Origin of the sequence: Streptomyces sp. P3, assembly GCF_003032475.1 — a bacterium.
Taxonomy (GTDB): domain Bacteria; phylum Actinomycetota; class Actinomycetes; order Streptomycetales; family Streptomycetaceae; genus Streptomyces.
The window spans coordinates 3,328,507-3,348,102 of record NZ_CP028369.1 but is presented as its reverse complement, the minus strand read 5'-3'; the positions used below and the strand labels follow the sequence as shown (position 1 = coordinate 3,348,102).

The window sequence follows — 19,596 nt, the reverse complement described above, 5'->3', positions numbered from 1 at the left end:
GATGACCCTAGCCCCGCACCTTCCGCTGACGCTGCCCCGCGCCCGGACGCTGTCGCCGGTCCTGCCGGTGGTCGCCGTGGTCGCCCTGCTCGGCCTTCCGCCCTCCCCCGGCGGCGAGGGCGGCGCCGGGCCGGCCGACGCGCTGTCCGCGCTGGTGGTGCTGTTCTGCCTGGTGCGGCTGCTGCGGCAGCGGCGACGCCCGCTGTCCATGACGGCGGCCGTAATCCTCGGGACGCCGGTCGCCGGACTCGCGCTCGCGGCGATGGGCGCGTCCTCGCCGGACGCTGGTCTCACCGGCCTCGGGCGCTATCTGCAGATCTTCGTGCTGGTCCCCGCGGCCGTCGTGCTGCTCGTCCGGGACCGGGCCGACCTGCGGGTGCTCGCCTGGTCGTTCGTGGGGCTCGCGGGCTGGCAGGGGGCCGTCGGCGTCCACCAGTTCGTCACCGGTACCGGCGCCTCCTACCAGGGCGAGACGATCCGGGCGGTCGGCACCTTCGGACCGCAGGACGTGATGGGCATGGCGACCGTCGTGTCCTTCGGGCTGGTGTGCGCGGTCGGTCTGGCGCTCGGCGGCTCCGGCGTACGGCAGCGGGCGGTCGCCGCCGCGGCCGCGCTCGCCCTGACGGCGCCGCTCGCGCTCTCCTTCAGCCGGGGCGCGTGGATCGCGACCGCGCTGACCTGCGCGATCCAGCTGGCCCTTGCAGGACTGCGCCGGGCGCTCAAGGTCGGCGCGGCGGTGGTCGCCGCCGGGGTGGTCCTGGTGGGCGGCTTCGGCGTCGGCTCGGCGATGCTCCAGGAACGCGTCAGCAGCATCACACGGGTCGCGGACGCGCCCGACCAGTCGGTCACCGACCGGTACACCCTGTGGGCGTCCGCGGTCGGCATGTGGGCCGAACAGCCGCTCACCGGCGTCGGGTTGAAGGGCTTCCCCGAACACCGGGACACGCACGCCTCCCTCGCGCTGTCCTCGGCCAGCGACACCGACGGCGCGGGATCCGGCTTCGTCCGCCAGCCGCTGCTCTCCCCGCACAACATGTATCTGCTGGTCCTCGGCGAACAGGGCCTGATCGGACTGCTCGCCCTCACGGGCGGCTGGCTGGCGCTGCTGGCGTGCGGGCTGCGGGGGTGGCTGTGCGCCCGGCGCTCGGGCCGCGGCCTGGACTGTGCGCTGTTCGCCTGCGGCCTGCTGGTCTGGCAGCTGATCGACTTCGTGTACGCCGACATCGGCGGACCGTCGACGGTGCTGACCGCCGTCGTCTTCGGGATCGTCGCCTGGTGGGCGCTGGTCGGCGCGGGCGGCCTCGAGGAGGCGCAGGCCCGATGACCGTGACGCCTCCTCGGACACCCCGCACGGACGGGCCCGTGTCCGTGCCGCCCGCGCGGTCCGCCGCGCGGTCCGGGGAGACGGCCCCCGAGGCTGCCGGGGAGGCCGGCGAACTCCCCGCCGCGTCCAGCGGTTTCCTCGCCAAGGCCGCGCTCGTCACCGCCGCCCTGTCCGTGGCCGGGGCCCTGCTCGGGCTGGTCCGGGACCAGGCGCTGGCCCGGCTCTTCGGGGCGGGCAGCGACACCGACGCCTTCCTCGTCGCGTGGACCGTGCCCGAGTTCGCGGCCACGCTGCTGATCGAGGACGGGCTGGCGTTCGCCCTCGTCCCGGCGTTCAGCATGGCGCTGGCCCGCCGCTCGCAGGGCGCCCCCGGCGACCCGGTCCGGGCGCTCGTCGCCGGCACGCTGCCCCGGCTGTCGCTGGCGTTCGTCGCGGTCGGCGCGCTGCTCGTCGGCGCCGCCCCGCAGGTCGTCGACGTCCTCGCGCCCGGTCTCCCCGACCCTGCGCTCGCCGTCGACTGCGCCCGGCTCACCGCGACCTGCGCGGTGACCTTCGGTCTCGCCGGGTACTGCAGCGCTGCGCTGCGCGCCCACCGGCGGTACGTGGCGCCCGCGGCGATCTACGTCGCCTACAACGTGGGCATCGTCACCGGGATGTACGTGCTGGGCGGGCGTTGGGGTGTGCGGTCGGCGGCGGCCGGGGTGGCGGTGGGCGGGCTGCTGATGGTCCTCGTGCAGCTGCCCTCGCTGGTCGGTCAGCTCCGCAAGGGCCGGACGGCCGGGGAGGCGTCCCTCGGGCAGGAGGAGCCCCGGCCGCTGGACACCGCGCTGCTGGCGACCGTCCTGCTCTTCGCGCTGTGCCGGCAGTCGCAGACGCTCATCGAGCGCTTCCTCGCCTCACAGCTTCCGGCGGGGGCGATCTCGCACCTCAACTACGCGCAGAAGGTCGCGCAGATGCCGATGATCCTGTCGGTGATGGTGTGCACGGTGACCTTCCCGGTGGTGGCGCGGGCGCTGGCCGAGGGGGACGCCGAACGGGCCCGCAGCCGGGTGGAGCGGGATCTGGCACTGGCGTCGTGCATCGTGCTGCTGGGCACCGCCGCGGTCGTGGCGTGCGCCCCGCAGATCGTCGAACTGCTCTTCCAGCGCGGTGCGTTCACCGCCCGGGACACGGCGGCGACGGCCGGCGTCATGCGGGTGTACGCGCTCGGGCTGCTCGGCCAGACCCTGGTGGGCGTGCTGGTCCGCTCGTACTTCTCGGGGGGCCGCGGCTCCTGGTACCCGGTCGGCGCGATGGCCGGCGGGATCGTCGTGACGTCCTGGGTCGGCGCCTTGAGCATCGGTCCCTGGGGCGTGTACGGCATCGCCGTCGCCAACGCGACCGGCATCACCGTCACCGCCCTGCTGCTGCTGGCCGGCATGGGTCCGCGCAGCGTCCCGATCCGCGTCCGGGGCGTGCTGGGCGAGTTGAGCCGGCCGGTGCGGGCGGCGCTGGTGGCGACCCTCGCCGGGGCCCTCGCCGCCGCGCGCTTCGACGACCCGGTGCGGGGGCTCGGCGCCGGTGGCCTCGCCGTGACCGTCGTCTTCCTGCTGCTGGGCCGGGCCCTGGGCGCCCAGGGCGTCGTCTCCGCATTCCGTTCCGTACGTTCCGCGACCCGAAGGCTCTGCCATGGCCGCTCCTGACCTCAGCACCCGCGCTCCCGTCCCGTGGGTGGCGATGTACCACTCGGTGAGCGTCTGCTCCGACGATCCCTACCGCATCACGGTGACCCCCCAGCGGTTGGAGAAGCAGCTGACGTGGCTGCGCCGGCGCGGACTGCGCGGCGTCTCCGTGGCCGAGCTGCTGGCCGCCCGCGCCCGGGGCGAGGGCCGCGACCTGGTGGGCCTCACCTTCGACGACGGCTACGCCGACTTCCTCACGGCGGCGCTGCCGGTGCTGCGTCGGCAGGGCTGCAACGCGACCCTGTTCGTGCTGCCCGGCCGGCTCGGCGGCGACAACGCCTGGGATCCGCTGGGTCCGCGCAAACCCCTGCTGACCGCCGACGACATCCGCCGAGCGGCCGGTGCGGGCGTCGAGATCGGCTCGCACGGCCTCACCCACGTCGACCTGACCCGGGCCGACGACCGCACCCTGAAGGCGGAGACGGTCGAGAGCCGCGCCGCCCTCGTCGAGCTCCTCGGGACCGAGGTGGACGGATTCTGCTACCCGTACGGCACGGTCGACCGGCGTGCCGTGGACGCGGTGGGCGAGGCCGGTTACTCCTACGCCTGCGCGATCGACCCCGGCCCGCTGAACGGCCTGCACGCTCTCCCGAGGGTCCATGTCGGGCAGGACGACCACACCGTCCGGCTGTTCCTGAAGTACCGGCTGCACCGGTTGCGCCGGCGACCCGTCGAGGGGCTGCGGTGAAGGCGCTGCACATCATCACGGGGCTGGGCGTGGGCGGCGCCGAGCAGCAGTTGCGGCTGCTGCTGCGGCACCTGCCGGTCGACTGCGAGGTGGTGACGCTCACCAACCCGGGGCCGGTGGCCGACGGGCTCGCCGAGGACGGCGTCAAGGTCGTCCATCTGGGCATGGCCGGCAACCGCGACCTGGGCGCGCTGCCGCGGCTGGTCCGGGTCGTCCGCTCCGGGGGCTACGACCTCGTGCACACGCACCTGTACCGGGCCTGCGTCTACGGCCGGCTGGCCGCGCGGCTCGCCGGGGTCCGCGCGGTGGTGGCCACCGAGCACTCTTTGGGCGACTCGCAGATGGAGGGACGGCCGCTGACCTCCGGGGTGCGCGCGCTGTACCTCGCCAGCGAGCGGCTGGGCCGCACCACGGTCGCCGTCTCCCCCACCGTCGCCGACCGGCTGCGCGGCTGGGGCGTGCCGGAACCGCGTATCGAGGTCGTCCCCAACGGCATCGACCTGGCCCGGTTCCGCTTCGATCCGGCGGCCCGTCTGCGCACCCGCAGGCGCCTCGGGCTGCCCGACGACGCCCGGGTGGTGGGCGGCGTGGGACGCCTGACGGCCGGCAAGCGCTTCGACGTCGTCATCCGCGCACTCGCCCAGCTTCCGCCGGACCACTGGCTGCTGCTGGTCGGCGGCGGCCCGGAGGAGAACGTGCTGCGACGTGTCGCACAGGAGGCCGGGGTGGCCGACCGGGTCCTGTTCGCCGGCGAGCGGCCCTACGTCGCGGACGGCTCCCCCGGCCCCGATCTGCCCTCCCTCGCCTGCGCGATGGACGTGTTCGTCTCGCCGTCCGCCGAGGAGACCTTCGGGCTGGCCGTCGTGGAGGCGCTGGCGTCGGGCCTGCCCGTGCTCTACGCCTCCTGTCCCGCGATCGAGCGGTTGCCCGCCGGTGCGGCGCCGGGCGCGCGCCGGGTGACCGGCGGCGCCGCCGCGTTCGTCCGCGCGCTGTCCGAGTCCCGCGCGCAGCCTCCCGGACCACGCACCGCCCCCGAGGCGGCGCTCCACTACGACATCGCCCGCAGCGCCGCCCAGCTCATGGACGTGTACACGACCACCGTTTCCGGACCACCCCTGTCGTCCTCCGCTTCCCCGACACCCCAGGGAGTCAGTTCCCCATGACCGAGAACCCTCGCCGTCCCGCCGTCCCGCGCCGCGCCAAGGGGCTCCCGCCCTGGGCCCTGCTCGCGGCCGGCGCCGTCGCCGGCGGCCTGCTCGGCGGCGCCTACGGGGCCGTCGAGCCGCCCGTGTACACGGCCACCGCGTATGTCGTCGCCGTCCCCACGGCGAAGTCCGATCCGGCCTCGGCGCTCGGCTTCGCGCAGGCCTACGGCCGGGTCGCCACCCAGCTCGCGGTGCTCGGGGACGCTCAGGTGTGGGCCGGTGTGCCGGCGAGGACACTCCAGCAGAGCGTGCGGACGGCGACCTCGCCGGACGCCCCGATGGTCTCGATCACGGCGACCTCCCCGCGCGCCGACCTGGCCGCCGACATGGCCAACGCGGTCTCCCGCTCGCTGACCCAGCACGCGAAGAACTCCCAGGCCACCACCAACGTCGAACTCCAGCAGTTCGCCCGCGCGGTGAAGCCGACCGGCCCCTCCTCGCCGTCCCCCGTGCTGACCTGCGCGGTCGGGGCGAGCGCGGGCGGACTGCTCGGCGGACTGCTGCTGCTGGTGCGGCCGAAGCGCGGCCGGGAGGTGGAGGACGCGCGCCCCGCCGCCGTTCCCGGGCCGGCCCTCGCCGCCGACGCCCACGGGGCGCTGTGAAGCCGACGTTCACCACCGAGGTCGTCACCGGCGAACAGGCCTTCGCCGCTCTCGCCCCGGCCTGGAACGGGCTGTACCAGCGATGCGCGACGGCCACCCCGTTCCAGAGCCACGCCTGGCTGCACTCGTGGTGGCTCTCGTACGGTCGCCCCGGCCGGCTGCGCCTGCAGCTGGTCCGGGACGGCGCCGAACTCGTGGCCGTCGCCCCACTGACCGCGGTGCGCCGGCCGGTGCCCGCGCTCGTGCCGCTCGGCGGGGCGATCTCCGACTACGGGGACGTCCTGGTCGACGACGAGCGGGGCGAGGCAGCCGTGTGCGCGCTCACCGACGCCCTCGCGGCGGCCGCCCGCACCGCGCTGATCGACTTCCGCGAGGTGCGGCCGGGCGGTGCGGTGGAGAGCGTCTACGAGCACTGGCGCGGGCCGCGGCGGCGGGTCGGCGACTCGGTGTGCCTGGAGCTGCCCGCCGTACCGATGGACGAGCTGGTGGCCCGGCTGCCGTCGGCGAAGGCCCAGCGGGTGCGCGCCAAGCTGCGCAAGCTGACCGCGCTCGGTGTGCAGCGCCAGGCGGTGCGCCCGGAGGAGGTGGACGCGGCGCTGCGACGGCTGCTGAAACTGCACCGGCTGCAGTGGCAGGGGCGCAAGGTGACGGGCGAGCACCTGCGCGACCGGTTCTGCGAGCATCTGGTGCGTTCGGTCGGTCCGATGGTGCGTTCCGGGGACGCGGTGGTCACCGAGTTCCGGCTCGACGACGACGTGGTGGCCGTGGATCTGACGCTGCTGTCACGGCGGCTGGCCGGCGGCTACCTCTACGGCGCCCATCCGCGGCTGCGGGAGCGCAAGGCGGACGTTGCGGTGATGCTGCTGGAGGCGTGCGCCGAGCACACCCGCGACGGCGGGCGCGCCGCGCTGAGTCTGCTGCGCGGCGACGAGCCGTACAAGCACCACTGGCGGCCCGAACCGGTCGTCAACCAGCGGCTGCTGCTGGCCCGTCGGCGTACCGCCCCGCTGCTGTCGGCGGTCGCGTGCGACGTGGCCGCGCGGCGCCGGGGCAAGGATCTGCTGCTCCGGCTGGAGCAGCGGAGGGAGCGGGCCGGTGGCGGCGGTCCCTGAGGTGGACCTGCCGCCACCGCACATCGCTTCACGCGTCGCGCGACCACCAGCCCAGGCGGATGCACAGCTTGCCGCCGAGCCAGTTCTCGACCCAGTCGCCGAGGTCCATCGGCGTGCAGTTCACCGGGGGTTCGCCGGTGGGGTCGGTGGTGGGCGGTTCGGTGGCAGGCGGGGTCGTCGGGTCGGTGACGGGCGCCGGGGCCGCCGGCTCGGTGACCGGTTCGTCGGTGCGGCCGGACAGCAGCGAACGGTAGACCTCGGACGACCGCGGGTTCTGGTCGCACTGCCACACACCGTGCGGGCAGTAGTCGGTCAGCGTGTTGTACACCGGCCGGTGCTCGTCCATCCAGGCGATCATGCGGCGCATGTACTCGGTGTTGTCGCCGTTGCGGAAGAGTCCCCATTCGGGATAGGAGACGGGCTTCCCGTGGGATGCGGCGAAGTCCACGTGTGCCTGCAGTCCGTAGGGTTCACTCACCTGCTCGTCGAAGGACAGACCGGTCGGCTGGTCGTACGAGTCCATTCCGATGATGTCGACCGTGTCGTCCCCCGGATAGCACTCGGTCCACGGGACGGCGTCCTTGCCGCGCGTCGGCGTGAAGTCGAACCTGAATTTCTGGCCCGGCACCGCACGCATGGCGGTGACGATCCTGTTCCAGTACTTCTTCCAGGCCGCCGGGTCCGGCCCGCACCGATGGGTGTACGTGATGCCGTTCATCTCCCAGCCGAGCACGATCACCGTGTCCGGCACCTTCAGTGCGACCAGCCGCTCGGCGAGAGCCGTGAAGTGGTGGTCGAACTCCCCGTCCGCGCCCTGCCGCAGCAGCCGGCGCACCTCGGAGTCGGAGACGCCCTCCTCGTTGCGCTCCAGCATGGGCACGTTGAGGACGAGCATCCGGTCGTCCTTCTCCCGCCGCCAGTCCGCCCACACGTCGAGGAAGCCGACCGGGCCCTCGATGTTCTGCCACTGGTCGCCCGGCAGGTAGGTGTGGCCGACGCGCAGGTCGGAGCCGCCCAGCCAGGCACTGAGCTCGGCGATGCGGGCCACGCCGCGGGCTCCGTAGTCGAGGTAGGCGCCGAAGGCGGGGGCGGCGGCCTTCGCCGGCGGGGCCGGGGGCGCGGGGGTCTGCGCCGGGCTCGCCGGTACCGCCGGAACCGTGGCCGGGGCGGGGACGGCCGGTTGGGGCGCGGCGGGCGACGGTGCGGTCGGAGCGGGAGCGAGAGGGGCGGCGACCCGCGCCACCCCCGCACCCGCGGCGAATCCAGGTCCGGACGCCAGGGCGGCCGACGCCGCCACCGCTGCCGCTACGACGGCAAGCCGCCGGGACCGTGCGCGTCGCTGTCGTGGAGCCATACCTGCTCCTTTCTCCACTCGGGCGTAACGCGCACTGCCCGCGCATTACTGACACTCAGTCATATAAAAGTCACACGAAAAGGACCCGCGCCACCGCCGATACGGCTTTCGAGTTCCTTGATCGCCCATATCGGTGAACGCAGCCGCCGGATCCACTGAAAAATGCCTCAGTCGCTGCTCGGCACCCGCGTCCCCGCCGTTCTCCTGCGGATCGACCGGAATCCCTTTCACCACGGCACGCCGGGTGCCGTGCGCTCGCTCGGACGGGCCTGAATCGACGTGCACGTGGTGGCCGACGCGACGGGAAGTCCCGTGCGCACCCGCACCGTCGCCCTCGCCGTCGGCGTGATGCCGGTACTTCACGGCGGGGACCCTCCTCCGGGGCGTCCGGCGCCGGTTGCGCACGGGGCTGCCGGGTGCGGCGATCCCCCGGCAGGCCGGCGCGAGGCGGAGAAGGCCGTACGGCGCTGAGCGCGGCGGGGGCCTGCCGTCCGGATCAGGTCGCACCGGTGCGGCGTGATCCGGACGGCAGGCCCCCGGGCGCGGGCGTGGGTGCCGGCCGCGCGGGCGGCCGGCACCGGATGCGTTCACCGCCGGGAGGCGGCCCTGCCTCGCCGGTACAGAACGGCGCCGCCCGCGATCAGCATCGCGCTGATGCCGGAGGCTGCCAGCAACGCCGCGTTGTCGCTGCCGGTGTGCGGCAGCTCGGGCCTGGTGTGCCCACCACCGGGCGGCGTGCTGTGCCCGCCGTACGGGGGTGGTGTGCTGTGCTCCCCGTACGGCGGAGGTGTCGAGTGCTCCCCGTACGACGGAGGCTTGCTGTGACCCCCGTACGGCGGCGGCGTCGAGTGCTCCCCGTACGACGGAGGCTTGCTGTGACCCCCGTACGGCGGCGGCGTCGAGTGCTCCCCGTACGACGGAGGCTTGCTGTGACCCCCGTACGGCGGCGGCGTCGAGTGCTCCCCGTACGACGGAGGCTTGCTGTGACCCCCGTACGGCGGCGGCGTCGAGTGCTCCCCGTACGACGGAGGCGGCGTGCTGTGGTCTTCGCCGCCGCACGTGTCGCCGTAGCCACCGCAGTCGTCTCCGTACTCGTGGCCGCCCTGATCGGAGTGGCCGTACCCGGAGCTCCCGTAGCCGGACTCTTCGTCGTCGGACTCGCCCTGGGCGGGCTCGGCGTGGACGGATTCTTCGTCGTCGGACTCGCCCTGGGCGGGCTCGACATGGGCGGGCTCGACATGGGCGGGCTCGACATGGGCGGGCTCGACATGGGCGGGCTCGACATGGGCGGGCTCGACATGGGCGGGCTCGACATGGCCGGACTCTTCGGCGTCGGACTCGCCATGGGCGGAGTCCCCGTCTCCCGAGTCCCCGTCGTCGGACTTGCCGTAGCCGGAATCCGTGGCGTGGGGGGCGTCGTCGGCGTGCGGTGTCCCGTGCGCGCGTTTCACGCCGACGCCGAAGTGCTCGGCGCAGGCGTTGCCGAACTCGGGGTCAAGCGCGGCGACGACGTCGACCGTTTTCCCGCAGACCTTCACCGGGACGTGCAGCGGTGCCTCGGCGTGGTTGCCCGACAGGGCCCCCGGTGAACCGTTGGCCGCCCCCTCGGCGTTCGCGTCGGCGAGGGCGTAGCCGCCCCCATACAGGGACAGGATGCTCGTCGCTGCGGCCGCCGCGACCATTCCCCTGCTCAGGGTCCGTCGCAATCTCGTTGCCTTCCTGCTTGGAGGAGTGGGAAAGCCGGCCCCGGACCACACGGAGTCGTCCAAGGCCGGCCTCGACCCAGCCGTACTGAGGTGTGGCGCGTCGTCAGCCGTTGACGCAGACGGTTCCGACGTTCGGGCTCAGCAGGCTGAAAAGCCCGAACGAATTGCCACAGACATTCGTCTGCGTGTGGGTCGGAATCTGGACCAGGTTGCCGGAGAGGAAACCGGACGAACCGATGGCTGCACCGTTGGCCTCAGCGTCGGCGAAGGCCGGCGCGGCAGCTCCGAGCGAAAGGACCAGCCCCGCAACGACGACAGCGGTCTTCTTCATGTGATTCCCTTCTGTGCGGTCACGCCTCGATGGCGGTCGAAACCGAGCGAGAACAACTGGAACGGCTCGCTCATGACCCGCAGAGTACCCACGAGAAATAGACGGTCCGATGAGCAGACAAACTCACACCGCAGAGGGATTCACTCGACTGCCCCGACCGTGACCCATCCGCCCCAGAGAGAGGCCCGTTTTCACTCGAGTTACCCGGAGGGAATCCGACAGCACATTGACGAAAATCATTCGTACGACCCATACGGAGGGCGGGACCGACCGGGCGAAGGGGCCGGCGTGCGTCAGCCGTTGCGCATCCCGTTGCCCGAAAGAGCCGAGATACCGTCCAGGATGTGCGACAGCGGGTCGTCGCCCTTGGCCTGGGTGCTGTTCTCGGCACACTGCTGGTTCTGCGCCGACGACAGAATCGGGGAGTCCTGGAGGCCCAACAGCGCTTCACCGGTGAGGGTACTCGTATTGGCCGCTGTCGGCAGACCCGCGCAGAGCTTGTTGAGCGAGCCCTGGACCAGTGCGGCCTGCGGGCTCTTGTCTCCCTTGGTCACGGAGTTCCCGAACTTCTCGGACGCACCGTTTCCACTGGCGGAGGTGGTGCCGCTGTCGTCACCGATGGCAAGCGCCTGAGGGGCGGCCGCCGCCGACATCCCGACGACGGAAGCGGCGATCGCCGCAGCTGCAATGGCCTTCTTCAACATATTCCTGTTCCTTTCCCTGTTCCAGGACAGGACCATGTGCCTGCCTGTCTCCGACTCAACCCGGCGCGCCGGACCTGGGTTGCGGCTCTTCACTCTTTCGGTTTTCTCACCGCGTCCGCCGCAATGGGCCATCAGAGTGAAGGGCAGCAACCAAACAGAGCGGAGCCAGTTGGTCAGGGCGCTCCGATGGACGGGGTTTTCCAGAAGGGAATTTCAAGTGATCAAGAAGGTACTGGCTGCCGCGGCGGTCGCCGCCTCCGTCGTCGGCGTCTCCGCCGCCGTCGCATCCCCGGCGCTCGCCATCGGCAACGACAGCGGCACCACCTCCGCCAGCGGAAACGGCGCCAGCCAGTCGTTCGGCAACTCGGCCACCTACGGCAACATGAGCCCGCAGCTGGCGCTCATCCAGGGCTCCCTCAACAAGCCCTGCCTCGCCCTGCCGACCAAGATCAACACCGCTACGACCGCGGGCACGCTGCTCCAGGACGTTCCGATCCTGTCGTCGTCGCAGAACCAGCAGTGCGTCGAGAACAGCACCCAGGCCAAGGGCGACGACCCGCTGTCGCACCTCCTCGACGACATCTCCGTGCTCGCCGGCAACGGCACGGGCAACCACTGAGTCCCACGTGGTGAACGGGTTCTGTTCCTGAGCGCCCGGGTGGTTTCTCCGCCCGGACAGCGGGCCGTCGGATCATCGGCGGCCCGCTGTTCTAGCGTGCGGCGCGTGACGACGAAGAGAAACCTTTTGCCACGCCGGCTGGCGATTCCCTCAATCGTCCTGGCAGCCACGGGCGCACTGCTCGGCAGTTCCTCGCTCCCCGGCCGGGAACACGCCCCGCGCGCCATGAACGTCCTGCTGATGGGCACCGACGAACGGAACACCATCTCCGTCGGCGAGAAGCACGCGTTCCACGCGGGCGGTCAGGCCTGTGGCTGCACCGACGTCCTGATGCTGATCCATCTCTCCGCGCGGCGGGACCGCGTCAGCGTGATCGGTCTGCCCCGCGACTCGTGGGCGCACATCCCGCAGTACCGCGACGCCAACGGCAGACAGCGCGAGGCACATCCGGCGAAGATCAACGCGGCGTTCCAGGAAGGCGGTCCGGAGCTGGCCGTCAGGACCGTCGAGGCCATGACCGCGCTGAGCGTCGACCGGTTCATCCAGGTGGACTTCCGGCGGTTCATGGACTCCGTGGACGAGGTCGGAGGCGTCGAGGTGTGCACGCCACGGCGTCTGACGGACTCCGCGACCAAGATGGACCTCGAACCGGGCAAGCACCGGCTCGGCGGCGGGCAGTCGTTGCAGTACGTGCGCTCGCGGCATGTCGACACCAGCGCCGACCTCGGCCGCATTCAGCGTCAACAGCGCTTTCTGGTCCAGGCGTTGCGCAAGTTGCAGGAGCGCGAACTGCTCGCCGACCCGCGGCGCACCCTGCACCTGGTGCGCACCCTGCTCGGGGACGGCCGGCAGGGGTTCTCGCTGAACGAACTCGCCCGCGAGGCGGCCGCACTGCGCAGGCTGCCGAACGCGGCGACGGAGTTCGTGACCGTGCCCATCGCCGGGTTCGCTCCGGCCTCGCTGGGTATCGGTTCGGCACTGGCCTGGGACGACCGGAAGGCTGACGCGCTCTTCACGAAGTTGCGCGAGGACCGGCCACTGGTCGCGCCGGGCAGGAATCCCGAGCCCAAGGACCCGCCGACCGTTGTCGGCAGCACGGTGCCGGTCCGCGGGAGCACGTACGCGTGCAGGTGAGGGGCGCACGGTCGGCGTGACCGGTGCGCTACGCCGATCGGGGCACATCACGCAACCCGGGGCGGGGACGGAGCGTTGTTGATCACGCGGCTCCTCCCCCGGTGTCCGCGCCTTTCGGAAGGGAACGAAAATGAAGAAGCTGTGGGCATCCGCGGTTCTCGCCGCCTCGGTCGCCGGTCTCGCGGCCGTGAGCGCCCCGCAGGCCCTCGCCATCGGTGACGACAGCGGCACCACCTCCGCCAGCGGTAACGGCGCCTCGTCGGAGTTCGGCAACTCGGCCACGTTCGGCGACATGAGCCCGCAGCTCTCGCTGATCCAGGGTTCGCTGAACAAGCCCTGCCTCGCTCTGCCGACCAAGACCAACGTCGCTACGACCACGGGCACGCTGCTCCAGGACGTTCCGATCCTGTCGTCGTCGCAGAACCAGCAGTGCGTCGAGAACAGCACCCAGGCCAAGGGCGACGACCCGCTGTCGCACATTCTGGACGACATCTCCGCCCTCTCGGGCAACGGCGCGGGCAACGGCTGAGCCTTCGCCCCACGTACCGCGACGGCGGGTCACCGGTTCTTCGGTGACCCGCCGTTTCGTGTGCCGGGCCGGGGTGTGCCGTCCGCGGCGTGCGGGCCGGCGTGGGCCGACGGGCGCCGGGATCAGAGGTCGAGACGGTTCGCGTCGGCGATCGCCTCGGCGAGGGCGGTGACGTCCGCGTCCTCCGTCTTCTTCGCCAACGTGCGGGCCGTTTCCTCCAGTGCGGTCAGGTCGGGGGCGTCCGGGAGCCGGGTCTCCGGGCGGCGCAGGGCGTCGGCGAAGTAGGCGGCCGTCGCCGTGACCCGGAAGCGGGCGGAGGCGCCCGCGAGGTCCTCGTGCAGGGCGCCGGTCTCCAGCCGGCCGGAGGTCTCGTGCGGGGTGCGGGTCTCGGGGTCGAGCCAGCGGACGGTGGCGGTGGCGAGGCGTCCGTCGGCGCCGTGCCTGACGCGCACGGCGTAGAGGGCGGTGACGGTGTGGCCGGGGCCGACCTCGCCGCCGTCGACGCGGTCGTCGCGGAAGTCGTCGTCGGCGACCCGGCGGTCGTCGTAGCCGATCAGGCGGAACTCGGCAACGGCGTCGGGGTCGAAGGCGACCTGGGCCTTGGCGTCGCGGGCGGTCAGGTCGACGTTGCGCGGGAGGTCCTCGCAGAAGACCTTGCGGGCGTCGGTCTCGTCCGACACGTAGACGGTGTGGCCGTCGCCCTTGTCGGCGAGGCGTTCCATCAGGGCGTCGCCGTAGTCGCTGCCTACGCCGACGCCGAAGAGGGTGATGCCGTGTTCGCGGCGAGCGGTGTCGATGCGCTCCAGGATCGCGTCGGCGTCGGTGTCACCGGTGTTGGCAAGGGCGTCCGAGACCAGGACGACCCGGTTGGTGGCGCCCTGGCGCAGTCCCTCGACGGCGGTGGCGTATCCGGTCTCGACGCCGGCGCCGAGGTTGGTGGAGTCGGTGGGTTCCAGGCCGTCGACGGCGTCGTGCACGCGGCTGCGGTGGTCGCCGAGCCGGGTCATGGGCAGGACGGTCTCGGCCTCGCCGCTGAAGGTGACGAGGGCGACGGAGTCGTCGTCGCGCAGACGGTCGGTCATCGTGCCGAGCGAGGACTTGGCGAGGTCCAGGCGGCCCGGTTCGCCCATCGAGCCGGAGACGTCGATGACGAAGGTGAGGGCGGCGGGCGGACGTTCGCCGTGCTGCGCGGCCGTGCGGGTGGCGAGGCCCACGCGGACCAGGGACCAGTCGTCGTCGCCGGTGCGGGCGCCGTCGACGGTGACCGAGAAGCCGTTGCCGTCCGGGCGTTCGTAGTCCTGGCGGAAGCTGTTGACGAACTCCTCGGGGCGGACGGTGGCGGGGTCCGGGCGGCGGCCCTCGGCGAGGGTGCGGCGGGCGTAGCCGTAGGACGCGGTGTCCACGTCGAGGGCGAAGGTGGAGAGGCGGTCCGCGCGTCCCTCGTCGCCCTCGACGCGCTCCTCGCCGGCGCGCGGTGCGTTCGGCGCGGGGAAGGGCCCGTTGTCGCGGGCCGCTCCGTCCGCGGCCTTGCTGCCGCCGGAGTCTTCGCCTGAGCCGCCGCAGCCGGTCAGCAGCAGTGCCGCCGCGGCCGCGCAGGCGAACAGTCGTGGTAGCCGGTTGTCCATTCTGTGCCCCCTGTGTCCGTCGACATCTGTGACTGTGACGGGGCAGGGGGCCGGAACGTGCGACACGGGGAGTTGCGGATACGTCTCGAAGTGGGCACGGCCGGCTGCCTTCGAGACCGGTCGGAGACCCTCCGGTGACCTGGGGTTCGTCGTCCTGCTCGGGCGAATGGCCCTACGAGACCACGTCCTTGTGGGCGAAACCGCGGAAGGCCAGGGCGAACAGCACCAGGGCGTAGGTCACGGAGACCGCGGTGCCCTGGATCATGCCGGACCACTCGGGGGTGGGCTGGACGGCGTCGGCCCAGGCGAACTGCCAGTGCGCGGGCAGGAAGTCGCGCCAGTCGCCGAGGGCGGTGACGGCGTCCAGGACGTTGCCGACGATGGTCAGGCCGACCGCGCCGCCGACCGCGCCGAGGGGGGCGTCGGTCTTGGTGGAGAGCCAGAACGCCAGCCCGGCGGTGACCAGTTGGGAGACGAAGACGTATCCGACGACCACGATGAGCCGCTGGGCGGCCGTGCCGGGGTCGAGCGCGCCGCCGGTGGGCAGCTCCAGCGACCCCCAGCCGTAGGCCGCGCTGCCGACGGCGAGGGCGACGACCGGCAGCAGGACCATCGCGGCCAGGCTCAGGCCGAGGCCCACGACGAGCTTGGACCACAGCAGGCGGGCCCGGGGCACGGGGGCGGCGAGGAGGTAGCGCAGGGAGGACCAGCCGGCCTCCGAGGCGACGGTGTCCCCGCAGAACAGGGCGACCGGGATGACGAGCAGGAAGCCCGCCGACACGAACAGGTTGACCGCGGCGAAGTTGGCGCCCGAGGCGGTCGCCGTGTCCATCAGGGTCACCTGGTCGTTGCGGCCGCCGGGCTCGCCGCCGATGGCGAAGGCGATGAGCAGGACGAACGGCAGGGCGGCGAGGATGCCGCCCATGACCAGCGTGCGGCGGCGCTTGAGCTGGCGGGCCAGTTCGACGCGCAGCGGCAGGGTGCGGCCGGGCTGGTAGCCGGAGGCGACCTCGGTGAGCGTGCTCATGCGGAACCTCCGATCAGGGTGAGGAAGGCGTCCTCCAGGCGGCGGTGCGGGCCGACCGAGGTCACCGGCACGTCGAGCCGGACGAGTTCGGCGATCAGGTGCCGGGCGCTGCCGTCGGCGGCCAGCCGGATCAGCAGGCCGTCGTCGGCGGGGAGCGCGGAGGACACGCCGGGCAGCGCGGCGATCTTCTCGACGACCGGCTCGTCCACGGGGACGGCGGTGCCGACGAGGAGGGTGTCGCCGGAGCCGATGATCTCGGCGACCGGACCGGCCTGGACCAGCCGGCCGCGGTCCATGACCACGAGGTGGGTGCAGGACTGCTCGACCTCCGCCAGGAGGTGGCTGGAGACGATCACCGTGCGGCCGGCCGCCGCGTAGCGGATCATCACCTCGCGCATCTCGCGGATCTGCGGCGGGTCGAGGCCGTTGGTCGGCTCGTCGAGGATGAGCAGGTCGGGCAGGCCGAGCATGGCCTGGGCGATGGCCAGGCGCTGGCGCATGCCCTGGGAGTAGGTGCGCACCGCGCGGGCGAGCGCGTCGCCGAGGCCGGCGATCTCCAGGGCCTCGTCGAGATGGGCGTCCTCGGCCGGGCGGCCGGTGGCCCGCCAGTACAGCTCGAGGTTCTCCCGGCCGGTCAGGTGCGGCAGGAAGCCCGCGCCCTCGACGAAGGAGCCGACGCGGGAGAGCACGGGGGCGCCCGGGCGGACGGCGTGACCGAAGACGCGGATCTCGCCGCCGTCGGGCGTGATCAGGCCCATCAGCATGCGCAGGGTCGTCGTCTTGCCGGCGCCGTTGGGGCCGAGCAGGCCGAGCACCTGGCCCTTCTCCACCTGGAAGGACAGCTCGCGGACGCTGTAGCGGTCGCCGCCCGCGTACTTCTTGCTGAGGTCGGTGATCCGCAGCGGGACGTCGGCGAGCGCCGGGTCGGGGGCGGGTGTGGCGGTGCGGCGGCGGGCCGTCAGGAGCAGGGCGAGCGCGAGCGCCGCGCCGGTGAGGGGGAGCCACCAGACCCAGGACGGCAGCGGTGCGGCGGCGGTCGTCACGGCCGGGGCGGTGGGGACCTTCAGGTCGCCCTTCATCGACACGGTGTACGTCGCCGGGGTCATCGGGGAGGCGTAGCCGAGGTCGGTGGAGGCGAGGACCAGGCGCAGCCGGTGCCCCTCCTCGATCTTGTGGTCGATCGCCGGGAGGGTGATCGTGACGTCCTTGCCGGCCGTGGCTCCGTCGACGCGGACCGGGGCCACGAGCTGGGAGGGCAGCACCTGGTTGCCGCTGCCCCCGACGTCGTAGACCTTGGCGAAGAGGACGGCGGTGCCGGTCGTCGACCTCACGTGGACGGTGACCGTCGGCGTGCCGGTGACCCGCAGGTCGTCGGTGAGCGGCGCCGAGTCGAAGGCGGCGTACTGGCCGGGGAAGTCGAGGGAGACGCCGACGCCGAGAGCGGAGAGCCGGGAGAGGCCGCCGCCGCCGAGGCCGGGCAGGGCGGAGACGGCGGGCGGGGTGGCACCGGGCGGGTTGACGAAGGACTGCTCGGCGCGGCGGCCGGTCAGCGGGAACGAGCGGTCGCCGCCGGTCAGGCCCGGGTAGGCGGCCGCGCTCGCGCCCCGGAGCTGGGCGGCGCCGTCGGTGGAGTCGACGCCTCCGGTGCGGGTGACGCGGAAGGCCGGGCCGGTGTCGGCGGACCTGTCGTCCTTGAGGTGGCGGTCGAACCAGGAGGCGACGCGGGCCTGGACGCGCGAGGCTTCCATGTCGCCGCCGTCGTGGCCGCCGGAGATCCAGTCGACGTCGACGGGCGCGCCGTTGGCGCGGATCGCCTTCTCGGCGGCGTCGGACTGGGCGAGGGTGAACAGGGAGTCGGTCTGGCCCTGGAGGAGGAGGGTGGGGACCTTGATGCGGTCGCCGACGGCGGACGGCGAGCGCTCTTCTAGCAGGGCGCGTGCGGCGGCGTCCGGGGCGCCGGACTCGGCGACGCGCTCGTACATCGCGGCCAGCGCGGGTTCGAAGCGGGCGGCGCCGCCGCCGGTGTTGAAGAAGACGCCGGCCCACAGCTTCTTGAACACGCCGTCGGGGAACAGGGCGTCCGCGAGGTTCCAGTAGGTGATCGCGGGGGCGATGGCGTCGACGCGGTCGTCGTACCCGGCGGCGAGCAGGGAGACCGCGCCGCCGTAGGAGGCGCCGGCCATGCCCACGCGCGGGTCGCCGGGCTTGTCCAGCCGGACCTCGGGCTGCTTCGCGAGCCAGTCGATCAGCCGGGAGACGTCGGCGACCTCGCCCTTCGGGTCGTTCAGCCCGATCCGGCCGGTGGACTCACCGAATCCGCGCGCGGACCAGGTCAGCACGGCGTACCCGTCGCGGGCGAGGCTCTCGGCCTGTCGGCGGACGTCGTCCTTTTCGCCGCCGAAGCCGTGCGCGAGGAGGACGGCGGGACGGCGGCCGGTGGCGCCGGAGGTGAAGTACGAGGTGTCCAGGCGTACGCCGTCCACCGCCATGACCCGGTCGGTCTGGTGCACCGAGGGCGTGTCGTCGTCGGCGGCGACGGCCGTCCAGGTACCGGCACCGGCGAGTACGGCCACTGCGGCCACGGCGGCGAGGAGCCGTCGCGGCCGCCGTGGTCCTCGCAGACCGGGCAGTCGAAGATCCATGCTTCAACCGTACGGGGTCAACCTGTCGTGGAGTTGTCGACCGCAGACCGAACTCGCCGACCTCCCCGGGGCGTACACGGCCGTGGGCGCATACTGCGGACGCGGTACACGCGGGCCGGTCCCGCCCGTCCCGCGGGACGCTCACCGGCCGGCGGACGCCGCCTCGGCAGGGCACGGACACGCCGTTCCCCGTCAGGCCGCTCCGGTCGCTCGGGCGGGTTCCGGAACCGCGGGGCTCCCGGCGCGAAAGTGGGGCGACGGCCGGCATCCGGACGTGTCAGTGTGACCCGTTAGGGTCGGGGATCACAGACTACGCACAGGGGTGGGGACTCATGAAGACGAAGTACGCGGGGGCCTGGACGGCGGTCACGGTGGCGGCCCTGGTCACGACGGCCGGGTGCGGCGGCGAGACCGCCAAGGACGCGGCCAAGGCCGTGGACGCCACGGACGCGATCATGGCGGCGCTCGGCCGGGCGACCGACCGCACCGAGCAGCTCGGTTCGGCGGAGGTGAAGATGACCACCTCCATGGGCACGGGCGCTCCGGTCGCCATGGAGGGCACCTACTCCTGGGGCGACGGATACGCGTTCGACGTCCTGATGGACACCGCGGCCGCGCAGATGCAGCAGCTCCAGGACGCTCCGAAGATGCGCATGCTCTTCGTGGACGGCGCGTACTACTACGACGTCGATCCGCAGGCCGCCGGCCCGCTCAAGGGCAAGGAGTGGATGAAGATCGACAGCTCGGCCGTCTTCGGCAAGCAGGGTGCGCAGGCGCTCAGCGGCAGCAACGGCAGCCCGTCGGCGTCCATGAAGGGCCTGAAGTACGCGGACGACGTCGAGAACCTCGGCTCGGAGAAGATCAACGGCAAGGCCACCACGCACTACCGGGCCGTCATCGACCAGGCCGGGATGGGCAAGTTCAAGAAGGCCTACGGCGACAAGGACAACCTCTTCGGCTCGCTCACCGGCGGCGCCACCTCGATCACCATGGAGGTGTGGGTCGGCCCCAAGGACCTGCCGGTCCGCATGATCCAGGAGATCGGCACCATGAAGGTCACCATGGACTTCGAGAAGTTCGGCCAGACGGCACCGGTCAAGGCGCCGCCCGCCGCGCAGACCGGCGACCTCACCGAGGCGGTCAAGTCCGCCGGCGCCGGCGCCGGTGCCGGGACCACCACCGGCTGACGTCGACACCCACGGCCGAAGTCCACGCCGTCGGCCGACGCCTACGCCGGCCGGCTGACGCGGCCGGACCCGTCGGCCCACGCGCC

The 19,596-nt window shown here is 72.7% G+C and carries 17 protein-coding genes; 10 read left to right on the top strand and 7 right to left on the bottom strand.

Annotated features, from left to right (window positions below; genetic code table 11):
* Window position 1: 1 nt before the first annotated feature.
* Genes C6376_RS15000 through C6376_RS14975 form a run of 6 tightly spaced genes read left to right on the top strand, consistent with a single transcriptional unit; the run spans window position 2 to window position 6,652 of the window.
* Entirely contained in the window at window positions 2–1,324 is a 1,323-nt protein-coding gene (locus tag C6376_RS15000) for an O-antigen ligase (RefSeq protein WP_107443882.1), read from the top strand.
* Window positions 1,321–3,006, top strand: a complete 1,686-nt coding sequence (gene murJ / locus C6376_RS14995; RefSeq protein WP_107443881.1) for a murein biosynthesis integral membrane protein MurJ — start codon at window positions 1,321–1,323, stop codon at window positions 3,004–3,006. Before C6376_RS15000 ends, murJ begins: the two co-directional genes overlap by 4 nt.
* A complete protein-coding gene (locus C6376_RS14990; protein ID WP_254075942.1) occupies window positions 2,993–3,733 on the top strand; it encodes a polysaccharide deacetylase family protein in 741 nt (246 codons plus the stop codon). Before murJ ends, C6376_RS14990 begins: the two co-directional genes overlap by 14 nt.
* Window positions 3,730–4,896: a glycosyltransferase gene (locus tag C6376_RS14985; protein ID WP_107443880.1), complete on the top strand. Its 1,167-nt coding sequence runs from the start codon at window positions 3,730–3,732 to the stop codon at window positions 4,894–4,896. The genes C6376_RS14990 and C6376_RS14985 overlap by 4 nt, the downstream gene beginning before the upstream one ends.
* Window positions 4,893–5,540, top strand: coding sequence for a lipopolysaccharide biosynthesis protein (locus tag C6376_RS14980; RefSeq protein WP_107443879.1), 648 nt, complete (start codon window positions 4,893–4,895; stop codon window positions 5,538–5,540). Before C6376_RS14985 ends, C6376_RS14980 begins: the two co-directional genes overlap by 4 nt.
* Window positions 5,537–6,652, top strand: coding sequence for a GNAT family N-acetyltransferase (locus tag C6376_RS14975; protein WP_107443878.1), 1,116 nt, complete (start codon window positions 5,537–5,539; stop codon window positions 6,650–6,652). The genes C6376_RS14980 and C6376_RS14975 overlap by 4 nt, the downstream gene beginning before the upstream one ends.
* Window positions 6,653–6,680: 28 nt before the next feature.
* Here the strand turns inward: C6376_RS14975 and C6376_RS14970 are convergent, their stop codons facing one another.
* The 4 genes from C6376_RS14970 to C6376_RS14955 form a co-directional block, all read right to left on the bottom strand.
* On the bottom strand, window positions 6,681–8,006 hold the full coding sequence (locus C6376_RS14970) for a glycoside hydrolase family 26 protein (RefSeq protein ID WP_107443877.1): 1,326 nt from the start codon (window positions 8,004–8,006) through the stop codon (window positions 6,681–6,683).
* A 587-nt stretch (window positions 8,007–8,593) separates the two neighbouring features.
* Complete coding sequence (locus C6376_RS14965; protein ID WP_107443876.1) at window positions 8,594–9,712, bottom strand: chaplin family protein; 1,119 nt, start codon at window positions 9,710–9,712, stop codon at window positions 8,594–8,596.
* Window positions 9,713–9,815: 103 nt separating this feature from the next.
* Window positions 9,816–10,043, bottom strand: a complete 228-nt coding sequence (locus C6376_RS14960; RefSeq protein ID WP_107443875.1) for a chaplin — start codon at window positions 10,041–10,043, stop codon at window positions 9,816–9,818.
* Window positions 10,044–10,336: 293 nt separating this feature from the next.
* On the bottom strand, window positions 10,337–10,747 hold the full coding sequence (locus tag C6376_RS14955) for a rodlin (protein ID WP_107443874.1): 411 nt from the start codon (window positions 10,745–10,747) through the stop codon (window positions 10,337–10,339).
* Window positions 10,748–10,964: 217 nt separating this feature from the next.
* Here C6376_RS14955 and C6376_RS14950 point away from each other — a divergent pair, with 217 nt between their 5' ends.
* The 3 genes from C6376_RS14950 (at window position 10,965) to C6376_RS14940 (ending at window position 13,029) form a co-directional block, all read left to right on the top strand.
* The gene (locus C6376_RS14950; RefSeq protein ID WP_107443873.1) at window positions 10,965–11,366 is read left to right on the top strand and encodes a rodlin; all 402 of its coding nucleotides are present in this window, start codon (window positions 10,965–10,967) and stop codon (window positions 11,364–11,366) included.
* A gap of 105 nt (window positions 11,367–11,471) precedes the next feature.
* Complete coding sequence (locus C6376_RS14945) at window positions 11,472–12,500, top strand: LCP family protein (RefSeq protein ID WP_107443872.1); 1,029 nt, start codon at window positions 11,472–11,474, stop codon at window positions 12,498–12,500.
* A 130-nt stretch (window positions 12,501–12,630) separates the two neighbouring features.
* Entirely contained in the window at window positions 12,631–13,029 is a 399-nt protein-coding gene (locus C6376_RS14940) for a rodlin (protein ID WP_107443871.1), read from the top strand.
* Window positions 13,030–13,151: 122 nt separating this feature from the next.
* Here C6376_RS14940 and C6376_RS14935 read toward each other — a convergent pair whose 3' ends face one another.
* The 3 genes from C6376_RS14935 to C6376_RS14925 form a co-directional block, all read right to left on the bottom strand.
* Window positions 13,152–14,654, bottom strand: coding sequence for a VWA domain-containing protein (locus C6376_RS14935; protein ID WP_107443870.1), 1,503 nt, complete (start codon window positions 14,652–14,654; stop codon window positions 13,152–13,154).
* A gap of 172 nt (window positions 14,655–14,826) precedes the next feature.
* Entirely contained in the window at window positions 14,827–15,681 is an 855-nt protein-coding gene (locus C6376_RS14930; RefSeq protein ID WP_107443869.1) for an ABC transporter permease, read from the bottom strand.
* Entirely contained in the window at window positions 15,678–18,323 is a 2,646-nt protein-coding gene (locus C6376_RS14925; protein ID WP_107443868.1) for a CocE/NonD family hydrolase, read from the bottom strand. The genes C6376_RS14930 and C6376_RS14925 overlap by 4 nt, the downstream gene beginning before the upstream one ends.
* 332 nt (window positions 18,324–18,655) lie before the next feature.
* Between C6376_RS14925 and C6376_RS14920 the strand changes: the two genes are divergently transcribed.
* Entirely contained in the window at window positions 18,656–19,510 is an 855-nt protein-coding gene (locus tag C6376_RS14920; RefSeq protein WP_107443867.1) for a hypothetical protein, read from the top strand.
* Window positions 19,511–19,596 lie beyond the last annotated feature (86 nt).

Coding starts and splice junctions, on each gene's coding strand:
- C6376_RS15000 (WP_107443882.1), top strand. CDS start 2: ATGACCCTAGCCCCGCACCTTCCGCTGACGCTGCCCCGCGCCCGGACG.
- murJ (WP_107443881.1), top strand. CDS start 1,321: ATGACCGTGACGCCTCCTCGGACACCCCGCACGGACGGGCCCGTGTCC.
- C6376_RS14990 (WP_254075942.1), top strand. CDS start 2,993: ATGGCCGCTCCTGACCTCAGCACCCGCGCTCCCGTCCCGTGGGTGGCG.
- C6376_RS14980 (WP_107443879.1), top strand. CDS start 4,893: ATGACCGAGAACCCTCGCCGTCCCGCCGTCCCGCGCCGCGCCAAGGGG.
- C6376_RS14970 (WP_107443877.1), bottom strand. CDS start 8,006: ATGGCTCCACGACAGCGACGCGCACGGTCCCGGCGGCTTGCCGTCGTA.
- C6376_RS14960 (WP_107443875.1), bottom strand. CDS start 10,043: ATGAAGAAGACCGCTGTCGTCGTTGCGGGGCTGGTCCTTTCGCTCGGA.
- C6376_RS14955 (WP_107443874.1), bottom strand. CDS start 10,747: ATGTTGAAGAAGGCCATTGCAGCTGCGGCGATCGCCGCTTCCGTCGTC.
- C6376_RS14940 (WP_107443871.1), top strand. CDS start 12,631: ATGAAGAAGCTGTGGGCATCCGCGGTTCTCGCCGCCTCGGTCGCCGGT.
- C6376_RS14935 (WP_107443870.1), bottom strand. CDS start 14,654: ATGGACAACCGGCTACCACGACTGTTCGCCTGCGCGGCCGCGGCGGCA.
- C6376_RS14930 (WP_107443869.1), bottom strand. CDS start 15,681: ATGAGCACGCTCACCGAGGTCGCCTCCGGCTACCAGCCCGGCCGCACC.
- C6376_RS14925 (WP_107443868.1), bottom strand. CDS start 18,323: ATGGATCTTCGACTGCCCGGTCTGCGAGGACCACGGCGGCCGCGACGG.
- C6376_RS14920 (WP_107443867.1), top strand. CDS start 18,656: ATGAAGACGAAGTACGCGGGGGCCTGGACGGCGGTCACGGTGGCGGCC.